The organism is Streptococcus sp. AM28-20 (genome assembly GCF_003603595.1).
Taxonomy (GTDB): Bacteria; Bacillota; Bacilli; order Lactobacillales; family Streptococcaceae; genus Streptococcus; species Streptococcus ilei.
Map to the genome: position 1 here is coordinate 360,298 of NZ_QTNK01000002.1, position 13,355 is coordinate 373,652.

Here is a 13,355-nt window from a genome sequence, read left to right on the forward strand (position 1 = left end):
CTAGTTTTCCATCCATCCTTCCCATTTGGCGATCAAGCGCTGGCCTGTGTATTCTTGAATCTTTTCGACGGAATAAATCAGCGATTCATTCCATGGTTTAAGATCTCTAAGGAAATAGTCCATCGCTTTTTCTAGCTCTTCCTCCAGCTCCCCCAGGACATATCCATTTTTTAAATGGTCTACATACTCTGTTTGGGTGCGATTGATCTGAGGAATCCCTGCCGAAATGCCTGCAATCTGTGTATACAGATTGGGTTCCTCACTCATATCTACTATTAAGCGAGTCTGTTCTAATTCTTTGATGATGTCGTTCTCATGAAAGAAATTTTGAACCTTATAACGATCTAGCTTCTTTTCAAAGAGAGAAGCATCTTCGAGGATGTGGTTTTCTCCCAGCTCGCGAGAATCAACCTGAACACCTCTAGCAGCCATCCCCATCTCGCCAGCTAAGTCTTCTAACTGCCGATCCAGTGTCGCTACTGCTTCATCAGAAGCATTGTAGATTGCGAAAACGACTTCAAATAAAGGGTTTTTCGCTAAGATTTCGAACACTTTCTCTAAAGCGGATTGAGAGGGGAGGTTCTTTTCATCCAGATAGAAAAAGATTTTCGACTCTTTCCTCTCTTGACTGCTTCCCAATCTCAGCCGCGAATCAAAGGACGTCAGGCGATGGACCTTAGAAGCAATACTTGGAGCAAGACGAAGCAAATCTTGTTTCGTTTTTTCACTATCAGTTAGCACCAAGTCAACCTCTTTTAAAGAAAAATGAAGCAAGGAATCTTCTTGTGATAGTGGCTGGCGTTGCCCATAAAAAGAGAGAACCTTTGAAATGCCCCGCTCCACTTGTTGGATAAAGGGTAGGTTAGCTGGATGGGCCGCAATCACCATACGATCGTGACCGGGAACTAGGTCTTCTAGTATGGCTTTCATTTTTTCAGCAACCACTTCTCCCATGTCCGAGTAAGTTTCTCGTTTAAACTGCTTCTGAAAGGCTTCATTAACAAAGACCATGTGGCTAGCATCTGTCAATAACTCTCTCAAAACCCAGTTCCCTTCGGGGGTTAGATAGTCTTGGAAATACGGACTTCCCTCTTTGTAGTATAAGACACTGGAAATAAAACCTCGGTCATCCAGATACTGCACATAAACCGTTTCTTTATCCTTTAGCCGATTAACTGAAAGAAGATTCCCATCTACTCCCAAATCGATACTAGCGATGACCTGACCGCGACAGAAAGCCACTATTTGAAAAGGAGTATAGGCAAAGCTTGTTTGAGCTGGCCATTCCAAATCCTCGACCTGGATCGGCATCATCTCTTGGCGAGGGGAAATCCCCTGAATGTGATCAAAAATCGACAGATAGTCTGTTTCCAATAAATCTTGCCGATGGAGGTAGTAACGCAGTTGTGGGCAATAGTGTGGAAGCACTAATCTCCGCTCCACTCCCGCTTCCTGGAAGACGCGAATTTGATGAATGGTCTCATCAAATTCAATCATATCTTTCGACCAATACCAAGGCGTCGTCGTACTGTGCCAAATACGCTCGCTGCCATACCAGGCTGGGATAAAGTAATACATAGCAACTCCTAAAACAATCTTGTGTAGCGTTGGTTCACGCGAAGAGCTCGAACTTCCTCCCGGATCGTCGAGATCATCCCCACAAACATGAGAAAACTTCCTGGAATCATGACCAAACGCAAGAGCCCTCTATCCCAAAGCAGAAGAAGGAAGGGCAACACGGTAAACAGGATTAAATACAGCGTCCCAAAAACCGTTAAACGAAAGACAATTCGATTGATGTACCTACGCGTCTCTTCTCCAGGATAAACGAAATCAATATACTCTGAGTTTTTCATCATTTTGTCTGCAATTTCTTCCCCATTGACCGTTACAAAGGCAAAAGCAAAGGACAGAAGGACCATCATCAGACCGTAGAGAAATATCCAGGCTGGCTCTCCTATGACCAACTCCTTAGCAATAGTGCCAGCCCATGAAGCATGGGGATTAATGGCTTGGACCAGCAAAAATATGTATTGCGGGATCGAAACCAAGGTCATGGCATACATAAAGGGCATGCCTCCAGCTGGATTGAGCTTCACATCTAAAAACGTGTGAGCTTTCAAACTGTTGTGAATCCCCAGCTTATTCACAGGGATCCGATAGCGAGCATACTCGATGCATACGACCATATACATAAATGCTAACAAGAGGAGAAATAGAAACAGAAGGCTGTATGCTGGAAGCCCACTCTTTGATAAGGTCCCAAGGACATCCTCTGGTAAGTACAGAAGCATCCCCGCCATCATGATCACAATAGAATTCCCCAAGCCTAGTGCGGTATTTAAATCAGCTAACCAGACTAAGAAAAAAGTACCTGCTATCATAATCAAGGCATTAAGCGAGACCACTAGAAGAGGGCTCAGGTCTGTTTCTAACGGGAGATAGAGGGAAACCGCCAAAGATTGCACAAGAGCCAGAGCAAGTGTCAGATACATCTTCCGTCGCTCCACAAGGTCCGAACTGGTTTTCTCCAGATTATGACGTTTAGATACTGTAAACAACCGCCACAAGATCATTGAAGACATCCAAGGCGAAAGCCCGAGGGCAAAAATGGACAAGCCACGAAGGTTTCCACCCATGATAGCACTCGTCAACTCCAGACCCCTTGCAGTACCTTCGTTCACATTTAAAACCTTCGCTAGGTCCACAAAGGGTAAGGTGATTTTACTTCCTAAAACATAAACAAAGACGAATAGGATCGTCCAACATAATCGATTCCTAACTCCAGATTGTTTCATCATATCCTACTCTTCTACTCCCCCTTCTCTCAAATGGTTATCCTACCTAAATCCGCTCATTAAACACTCGCATAAGACTGAACCATTTCACCTAAACAATCTCTTATCTATAAGAGAAAAAAGTTCTTCAGAAGATGATCTGAAGAACCACTATTCATCTAGCTTTTCTCCAGTCATTATACCATATTTCACGAGGCTTTTCACCCCGACATTCTCAAAGAAAACCGACAAATCCTCTCATGGATCTGCCGGTATATCAGAGGAATCGAAATAAGCAAATTTTCAATTTTAAGAAAGATAATTGTATTTACTTTTTACGATGGAAAAATGAGACCAAGCCTGCAAAGAAAGCTACTACAAGCGTGATGAACAGCTCACGTGAAGTCACTCCGAGAGAGTCCGACGTCGATTTTGCTTCGGATACAGAAGCAGCCGATTTCTCTCCAGAGGAGCTCATCTGAGGAGTCGCTTGACTTTCTGAATGAGATTGGCTTGCCGAGCTAGAAGTAGACCGACTCGTTGAAAGAGAAGTCGATTCCGATAAGAGCTGGCTTGCTTTTGATGAAACAAGTGTGCTCCTTGGTTCCTGAGGGCTCGCCGAAGCAGACTCGTACACCACTGTAGATTCGTTTACCGCGTTTGAAGCCAAGGCGGAAACGGATGACCAACTTGATGTCAGTGACATCGAATGACTAGACGAAGTCGATCTATCTGTCGAAGGCTGGTTGGATGCACTCACTTGGAGCGATGCTGATGCCAATGTTGAGATAGACCCAGATGTTGAGGCTGACTCTAAGGCAGAAGCTTGGTTACTTGAAGTTGACTCTGATGCACTTACTGAAACCAACTCGGAATTCAAGATAGATTCTGAGACGCTTGCCGAAATCGACGCACTTGTTGATGCTGAAGTTGACACGCTAGTGGATGCCGAAGTCAATTCAGAGACTTGCTTAGTTGAGGCAGATTCTGAGGCACTTGCTGAAACCGATGTAGAATTCAAAACAGACTCGGAGCTACTTACTGATAATGACTCAATAGTGGACACTGAAGCAGATGCCGAAGCCGACGCCAACTCAGATGCTTGCTTGCGTGAAGTTGATTCAGAGCTACTGATTGAAACAGACTCTGAACTCAAGACTGATTCTGAGGCACTTGCTGAAATTGACTCTCTAGATTCTGAAGCACTTGTTGACGCTGAAACAGAATCGCTTAGTGATTTCGAAGTCAACTCTGATGTTTGCTTACTTGAGGTAGATTCTGAGCCACTTGCTGAAACTGATTCAGAATTCAAGACAGATTCATAGCTACTTGTTGAGGCTGACTCTGAGGCTGAAACAGATTCCAATTCTGAGCTTTGTTTGCTTGAGGTTGATTCAGAGGTACTGGTCGAAACAGATTCTGAACTCAAGATTGATTCGGATGCGCTTGCTGAAACTGATGTAGAATTCAAAACAGACTCGGAGCTACTTACTGATAATGACTCAATAGTGGACACTGAAGCAGATGCCGAAGCTGACGCCAACTCAGATGCTTGCTTGCGTGAAGTGGATTCAGAGCTACTGATTGAAACAGACTCTGAACTCAAGACTGATTCAGATGCGCTTGCTGAAATCGACGCATTTGCTTCTGATACACTTGTTGATGCTGAAACGGAAACACTGGTTGATGCCGAGGTCAACTCAGATACAGATGCAGAATCTAGGGCAGATTCAGATGCGCTTACTGAAATTGATTCACTTGCTTCTGACGCACTTGTCGATACAGAAGTTGACACGCTAATGGATTCAGAAAGCAATTCAGAGACTGAGGCTGATTGTAGTTCAGAAGATTCCATTTGAGCTACAGATGCTGAAGTACTTGTTGAGACTGATGCAATCGATTCCGATACAGACTCACTAGTGGACACTGAATCAGATGTTGATGTTGACTCTAACTCAGAAGCTTGCTTGATTGAATCAGATTCAGATACACTGATTGAAATAGACTCGGAATTCAATACTGATTCAGATGCGCTTGCTGAAATCGACGCACTTGCTTCTGATACACTTGTTGACGCTGAAATGGAAACGCTGGTTGATGCCGAAGCCAATTCAGAGGCTTGCGTGCGTGAAGTGGATTCAGAGCTACTGATTGAAACAGACTCTGAACTCAAGACTGATTCTGAGGCACTTGCTGAAATCGACGCACTTGCTTCTGACACACTTATCGATGCTGAAGTTGACACGCTAGTGGATTCTGAAGTCAACCCAGATACTGAGGCAGACTGAAGTTCAGACGACTCCACTTGAGCTACAGATGCTGATGTGCTGGTTGAAACTGAATCAGATGCTGAAATAGATTCAAACTCTGAAGCTTGTTTGCGTGAGGTTGATTCTGAGGCGCTTGCTGAAACCGATGTAGAATTCAAAACAGACTCTGAGCTACTTACCGATTCAGACTCACTGGTTGACACTGACTCCGAGGCTGAAGCGGACGTCAACTCAGATGCTTGCTTGTATGAAGTTGATTCAGAACTACTGATTGAAACAGACTCGGAACTCAAGACTGAATTAGATGCACTTGCCGAAATCGACGCACTTGTTGATGCTGAAACGGAAACGCTGGTTGATTTCGAAGTCAACTCAGAAACTGAGGCTGATTGAAGTTCAGAAGATTCCATTTGAGCTACAGATGCTGAAGTACTTGTTGAGACTGACTCTGAGGCTGAAGCCGACGCCAACTTAGATGCTTGCTTGCGTGAGGTTGATTCTGATGTACTGATTGAAACAGACTCGGAATTCAAGACTGAATCAGATGCACTTGCTGAAATCGACGCACTTGTTGATGCTGAAACGGAAACGCTGGTTGATACCGAAGTCAACTCAGAGACTGAGGCTGATTGAAGTTCAGAAGATTCCATTTGAGCTACAGATTCTGAAGTACTTGTTGAGACTGATGCAATCGATTCTGACACAGACAGGGAACTACTTAATGACTCAGAAGCGGTTTTCTCTGAAGTTGATAGAGAGCTGCTTACTGATTCCGAAACGGTTGCCTCTGATGCTGATACCGAAGCACTTGTCGATGCTGAAGTAATTGACTCTGACACAGACAGGGAACTACTTAATGACTCAGAAGTGGTTTTCTCCGAAGCTGATAGAGAGCTACTTGATGACGCTGAAGTGATTGACTCCAATACAGACAGCGATCCACTCTCTGATTCAGAAGCGAATTTCTCTGAAGCTGATAAAGAGCTACTTAATGATTCCGAGATGGCTACCTCTGATGCTGATACCGAAGCGCTTGTCGATGCTGAAGAGATCGACTCCGATACAGACATGGATCCACTCACTGATTCAGAAGCGGACTTCTCTGAAGCTGATAAAGAGCTACTTACCGATTCCGATACAGAGACCTCTGATGCCGATACCGAAGCACTTGTTGATGCTGAAGAGATCGACTCCGATACAGACACAGATCCACTTAATGATTCAGAAACGGTTTTCTCTGAAGTTGATAGAGAGCTGCTTACTGATTCCGAAACGGTTGCCTCTGAGGCTGATACCGAAGCGCTTGTCGATGCTGAAGAGATCGACTCCGATACAGACAGCGATCCGCTCTCTGATTCGGATGCAGACTTCTCTGAAGCTGACATCGAAGTACTCGTTGAGGCTGATGCAACTGATTCCGATACAGACAGGGAGCTACTCACTGATTCAGAAGCGGTTTTCTCTGAAGCTGATAAAGAGCTACTTGCCGATGCTGAAGCGATTGACTCTGATACAGATAAGGAACCACTTAATGATTCAGAAGCTGACTTCTCTGAGGCTGATAGAGAGCTACTTAATGATTCAGAAACGGCTACCTCTGATGCTGATAGAGAAGCACTTGCCGATGCTGAAGTGATGGACTCCGATACAGACAACGATCCACTCTCTGATTCAGAAACTAATTTCTCTGAGGCTGACAAGGAGCTACTTACCGATGCTGAGGCAGAGACCTCTGAATCATTCTGCAAATCAGACTGAGAAGAAGATAGCGATTGAGATTCAAGTACCTTTGAAATGGATAGACTATCTGATACTGAGTCACTACTTGACAGCGACTCAGATAAGGAGGTTGATTGACGAGCCGACAGAGAAACAGCTGCAGATAGAGATTGAGACTCTGAAGCAACTACTTGTGAGCTGCTTTCTGAGTAGGAAAGACTATCTTGTGCTGACATCGAATGAGAAGCTGAATAACTGAGTGATTGAGATCGCAATTCAGAAGGAGTCATTCTTCGGTAATAGTAATTCACACTCTTCGATGGCGAGTAACTCACCCCGGTCGAAACTGTATGATAAAACTTAGAAAATCCGTCAGCGCCTTGCAGTGATGCATCATCACCCACAATATGGCTACCACTCAGCTGTGCCTGCTTTTCTGGAGCGGAAGTATATGGTTTACGAAAAGAATATTCCTTACCCGTTTTTTCATCCGTATAGCTTACCTTCTCTGTCAAGGAGAACCAACCTGAGATTTTTAACTTAAAGTTTTTTCCATCTGAAAAATCAGGAGTAACTGTAAGAGAATAATCTTCTTTCTTGCTTTTTACCTCTCGCGTCTCAAGATGTTCAAAGGTTTCATTCCAATGATCGTTTCTAAAGGCCTTTTCATACACTAAGGTATAATTTGCAAGATCAAATACTGTACCGTTATCTCCTTTGCGGTAATTCCATAGTTTAGAAGGATCCAAGACATAGTATTTTAAGGTATAATCACCATTTGGACTCGTTACTTCTCGGACAAGCTTAATATAGTGGTCTCTTGCCCCCCCTCGATAGGTTTCGACAGTCTGTTTCCCGACTTCACTAAGATCAAAGACACCAGACATCTTATTCTGATGATAGTCTACCAGTGGAACTTGCACAAATCCGTCCAATTGTCGAGCAGCTGAAGCTGTGTACTCCTGACCTTCAATACCAACCTGGGCATAAGAGGCCAAAACAGTTTCCCTACCATTCGGAACGTAAGCTCCTTTCCGGAATTCTCCCTTGTCGTTAACGAGCTTGTAATAAGTGACGTGTTCAGCACTTCGTGATGGGACAATTGATGCTACGGTCGATGGTGCATAAATACCTACATTCTTAGGTTCTACCACATCATAAAGCTGATGGATCATAAACTTAGGAGTCTGGTAATCCACACTTTGCATCCGTATAACTCCAGGTTTCCCATCATCATAAATTGAGTAAGAAACCCTATATTGGCGGTTTGTATCTGAACCAACTAATTCCTTTGGTAAATCAAACTCAACCACACTATTTGCTTTAACTGTTTGAGCATAAACCTCCGTACCACTAGACTTTTTAACCAGACGGAAGTATACATCGAGACCTTTAGGAGTAGTTGAACCAATCGAGCTACGATCGACGGATAAGGTTGCATAATAATCCAGAGGATCCGGCTTCACTCGATTAACGAAATCCCAAATAGCAAAAGTATAGCGCGTCACATCATGAGTCTCAGAAAGAGATTTGAGAGCCTCAGGATCAAGATTTGTAACAGATTTATCTAAATGCGGATCCTTTTCTACTCCTGCAAATTTCAAAGCAACATCTTCGATGTTAGCTCCGTTTCGGTCTTCCAAATCAGGGGTAATTTCTGATAACTCATTAGAATCTCTTACTGTTTCATAAATTGGGGCTAACTGAGCTACAATAGCAGGTTTACCGTTTACACTGCTATTCCCCACAAAACCTGTCGCTTTCAAAGCAAGCATCATCTCGTCAACAGACTTATTTAACCGTTGACGCTGATCCACAAATGCTTGCGTTGCCACATTTTCATGAAGCAACTGAGTACTAGTTGACAATTCTGTTTGCACCTTAGCGATCGCAACCGAGAGAGCTGCTTTCTGATTCGCATCTGTAAGGTTTGAAGCATAGTTTTCGGCCATCTGGGTCAATAAGGTCGCCTCTGACAGATTCTGTTCCAGACCAACTTTATCCGTTGCTCCTAGAACCGTTTCTGTCGTTTCCACGCTTGACTCTGATGTCGTCGCAGCTTCTGAGGTAGATTCGCTCAGAGTCACAGCAAGATTCTCAGAACCTTGCTCACTTAAAGAAGCCGAAGCACTTGTCGATTCTAGACTTTCTTCTGACAGTGATCTTGCATCAGATACTGAACCAATCACTAAGCTATTAGCTTCTGCTAAGGTTTCTTTCTGTAATTCAGAGGTTGTCACCACATCAACACCTGCTTCATCCGCATAGGCCGTATTGATAATAGCGGTGGCACCAACAGTTGCTCCTGTCGCCAATAATCCTTTCAGTACGAATTGACTTGTAGAACGGATCCCATCCCGCTCCTTATCTGACTTTATTACAACTGTTGTTTCTACTTCTCCACGAACAATTTTAAATAAACCTAAAGTAGAATTTTCAGATCGAACCCAATGCTTCCCAGACTTGATTAACTTGAAACGAGTCGTTCGATCCATCTCCCTAACTTTTCCATTCAAACTTTTCAAAAACATGAATATCCCCTCAACATTATAGTCATTAATATTATACATCATTACTATACATATTCAAGTAATTTGAGGTAGATAACAATTTAAATTTCAAAAAATTTCCTCCCCAAAAGCAATTCCGTTTTCTTTTAATAAAATCCGTAAAATTTAGTAGGGTAAAAAACAAAAAAAGAACCTCAAAATGAGATTCTTTTGCAGACACTTTGAATACTAGACGGGGGTTTCCTCACAGAGAAATATCATTATTCTTCCTCTTCTTTTTTACGGCGCCCCAATAGAGCTAGTCCAATGAAAGATGCAAGAGTAGCAAATAAGGTTGATGCTGTAGATCTCTTTTCACCAGTTGCCGGAAGAACGGTTTTCGAAGAGCTTTCTTTGTTGGATAGGGACTGGATGAGTAATCCCGGAGCCCCATCAGATTGAGCCTCACTTGTTGAATTCAACCTTGAAAGAGACTGAGAATGACTGATTGACTCTAAGTGTCTATGTGAGTCAAATGAGGATTCTGAAAGGGTTTCACTAGTTGAGATTGAACCGCTCAAGGATTCCGATGACGACTCGGTTAGACTGACTGATTCAGACCTAGACTCCGATGTTGAGACAGACCCGCTTATTGGAGCAGATTGACTCAAGGAACTCGAGATAGAATCTGAACTCCTTGCCAACTCAGATTGGAAAGCCGACATAGATTCACTTGCAGAAATTGAGGTACTCATTAATTTGGAGACTGACTCTGATAACACGGCTGATGTTAGCTGGCTTGTCGACTCGGACTGGGAAGTTGAAACCGACTCACTGGCGGAAAACGAGGTACGCAAGGATTCGGAGACTGATGCTGAAACACTTGCCGATACAGACTGGCTGATCGACTCTGATTGAGAGGTCGAAACTGAATTGCTTGCGGAAAACGAGGTACTCAACGATTCTGAAACCGACTCCGAAATACTTTCCGAGGCAGACTGACTGATCGACGCTGACTCAAAGGTCGAAACTGACTCACTGCCGGAAACCGAAGTGCTTAACGATCCTGAGACTGATTCGGAGATACTTACTGACACCGACTGGCTGATCGACGCTGACTCAGAAATCGAAAATGACTCACTGGCGGAAACCGAAGTACTCAACGAGTCTGAAACCAACTCCGAAATACTTTTCGAGGCAGACTGACTGACCGACTCTGACTCAGAAATCGAAACTGACTCACTTGTGGAAACCGAGGTACTCAAGGATTCGGAGACTGACTTTGAAACACTTACCGACGCTGACTGCCTAATCAACTCGGATTCTGAGGTCGAAATTGACTCACTTGTGGAAACCGAGGTGCTTAACGAGTCTGAAACCGACTCCGAAATACTTTCCGAGGCAGACTGACTGATCGACGCTGACTCAGAAATCGAAACTGACTCACTTGTGGAAACCGAAGTGCTCAACGATCCTGAGACTGATTCGGAGATACCTAATGACACCGACTGACTGACCGACTCTGACTCAGAAATCGAAACTGACTCACTTGTGGAAACCGAAGTGCTCAACGATCCTGAAACTGATTCGGAGATACTTAATGATACCGACTGGCTGAACAACTCTGATTGAGAGGTCGAAACTGACTCACTGGAGGAAACCGAAGTGCTCAACGAGTCTGAAACCGACTCCGAAACACTTGCCGATACAGACTGACTGACCGACTCTGACTTAGAGGTCGAAACTGACTCACTGGAGGAAACCGAAGTACTCAACGAGTCTGAAACCGACTCCGAAATACTTGCCGAGGCAGACTGACTGATCGACGCTGACTCAGAGGTCGAAACTGACTCACTGGAGGAAACCGAAGTGCTCAACGAGTCTGAAACCGACTCCGAAATACTTGCCGATGCCGACTGACTGACTGACGCTGACTCAGAGGTCGAAAATGACTCACTGGAGGAAACCGAAGTGCTTAACGATCCTGAGACTGACTCTGAGACACTTGCCGATACCGACTGACTGAGCGACGCTGACTTAGAGGTCGAAACCGACTCACTGGAGGAAACCGAGGTACTCAAGGATTCGGAGACTGACTCTGAGACACTTGCCGAGGCAGACTGGCTGATCGACGCTGACTCAGAAGTCGAAACTGACTCACTGGCAGAAACCGAAGTGCTCAACGAGTCTGAGACTGACTCGGAAACACTTGCCGACGCAGACTGACTGATTGACTCTGACTCAGAGGTCGAAACTGACTCACTGAAAGAAATCGAGGTACTCATGGATTTCGAGACTGAGTCTGAAACACTTGCCGACACAGACTGACTGATCGACTCGGATTCTGAGGTCGAAACTGAAGCACTCGTGGAAACAGAGGTACTCAAAGATTTTGAACCACTTACAGATGTTGACTGACTCTCAGATACCACCACACTGACTGATGTAGACTCACTCTCTGAGGCCACAGCAGATTCTGAAAGTCTTTCTGATTCTAAAACACTCAAAGATTGAGATGCTGCTTTTGATACCGAGAGACTTGTAGAAAGCGAGGTGCTTTGAGAAGCGACGATTGATGTTGAAGCACTCTCCGATTCTGAATAGTTCTCAGACAAAGACTCTGATAGCTTAGCCGATTGTGACCGCATTTGAGAAGTACTTTGCGCTTCAGATACGCTCTGTGAATAACTCACCGAGAGCGACTGCGTTCGAGGATCCTCTGTCAAAGGTACTTTCACAGTATTAGACGTATTATCCTTGAAGACAACCGTAATTTCTCCAGTTGCAGAGACTGAATAGCTCTTAAAATCTTTAGACGCCAAGAGACGTGGATTTGCCTCCTTGAACTTTTCCCAAACCTGCGCTTTTTCAGACTCTGTCAGATTGGTCAAATCGGTCACTTGAGTATTAGAAGTCACCGGAGCAATCGGATTTCGGATGCCATCATTTTGAGGTAAGACTTTAATGCGGAAAGAACGGTCGAGGAACTGATTTCTAGAATTGGTAAAACGAACCGTGATTGTATAAGTTTTCCCAGGTTCGACAACCTCTGTACCTCCGACTTTCCCTTCGATCAACATGGGAGCAAAAGGCGATTTCAAGGTTGCGTTGGGAACGAGAACCCCATCAACCCGTTCACTGTTGGGAGCATAGCCCATATAGGTGAGAATAACGCCACCATTCTGCTCTCTCACAATATATTGCAACTTAATCGGATCAGAATTATAAGCTGTAATCAGATGATTATTTGCCGGACCACTCATGACAAATGGAGTACGAAATGCACTGTCCTCTTCTAAGGCACTACCTGTACGCGGATCTCTCTTCCCTGATTGCTCTCTTAACACAGCATTGACCAAGCGATTCCGAGCAGATTTCGCCTGAAGAAGAGTCACCTTTCCATCTTGATTCGGATCGGCTAATTGGTTACGGATCGTCTCTAGAGCTCCTTCCGCTTCCAACACAAGTCCTTCTCCATCCTTCAATTCTTTCGCTTGCTCTATATACGAATAAAGATCCCGGGCAATACTTTGAAGCTGTTTTTCCCGAGCAGGATCTGAGACGGCTACAGCCTTTTGATTCCCATTTGAAAGGACGCTAGCTTCCGTCATTGAAGTAGAGCGTACTTCTGAATGCGTCATGGACAAAGTAGTAGAAAGAGAGCCACTCTGTGAGTCTAATGGAGACCACTCGCTCGTAGACAGACTCGTCGTTGACGACTGTCCCACACTGCTCAGCACTAAGCTATCTTTACCTACTACTCCCACTTCCGAAGCTATTTCTGACTGTAAAGTTGGACCTGCTAGCTCATCAGCATCCGTCGGATGCACGATTGACGTAGCACCCATAATAGAACCAGTAGCAATCAAACCTTTTAAGGCTATAGATCTTGGCGCATCCATACTAGAATGATTGGAAACATCTCTTCCTTTTTTAGAGCGCAAAAAAGAAGCATTCGAACAGGCTACTCGAATCCAATGTTTTCCCGATTTCACTAATTTAAATCTCGTCACTCTATTCCATGTTTTTTTTAGCAAGGTAAGGGTGCCCCTCTCTCCTCAAAAATTATTCTCTCTTGATTATACATGATTGAATCCTAT

Annotated in this window: 4 protein-coding genes; all 4 read right to left on the minus strand. The window is 44.3% G+C overall.

Annotation, left to right across the window (positions count from 1 at the left end; translation table 11 throughout):
• On the minus strand, positions 1 to 1,578 hold the full coding sequence (asp1, locus tag DW738_RS06885) for an accessory Sec system protein Asp1 (protein WP_123160659.1): 1,578 nt from the start codon (positions 1,576 to 1,578) through the stop codon (positions 1 to 3).
• 8 nt (positions 1,579 to 1,586) lie between these two features.
• Positions 1,587 to 2,801, minus strand: coding sequence for an accessory Sec system protein translocase subunit SecY2 (secY2, locus tag DW738_RS06890; RefSeq protein ID WP_123160660.1), 1,215 nt, complete (start codon positions 2,799 to 2,801; stop codon positions 1,587 to 1,589).
• 304 nt (positions 2,802 to 3,105) lie between these two features.
• Entirely contained in the window at positions 3,106 to 9,297 is a 6,192-nt protein-coding gene (locus tag DW738_RS10320; RefSeq protein ID WP_165852129.1) for an accessory Sec-dependent serine-rich glycoprotein adhesin, read from the minus strand.
• 239 nt (positions 9,298 to 9,536) lie between these two features.
• Positions 9,537 to 13,268 carry an LPXTG cell wall anchor domain-containing protein gene (locus DW738_RS06935; protein WP_279387286.1) on the minus strand — a complete coding sequence of 1,244 codons (3,732 nt, stop codon included), beginning with the start codon at positions 13,266 to 13,268 and terminating at the stop codon, positions 9,537 to 9,539.
• Positions 13,269 to 13,355 lie beyond the last annotated feature (87 nt).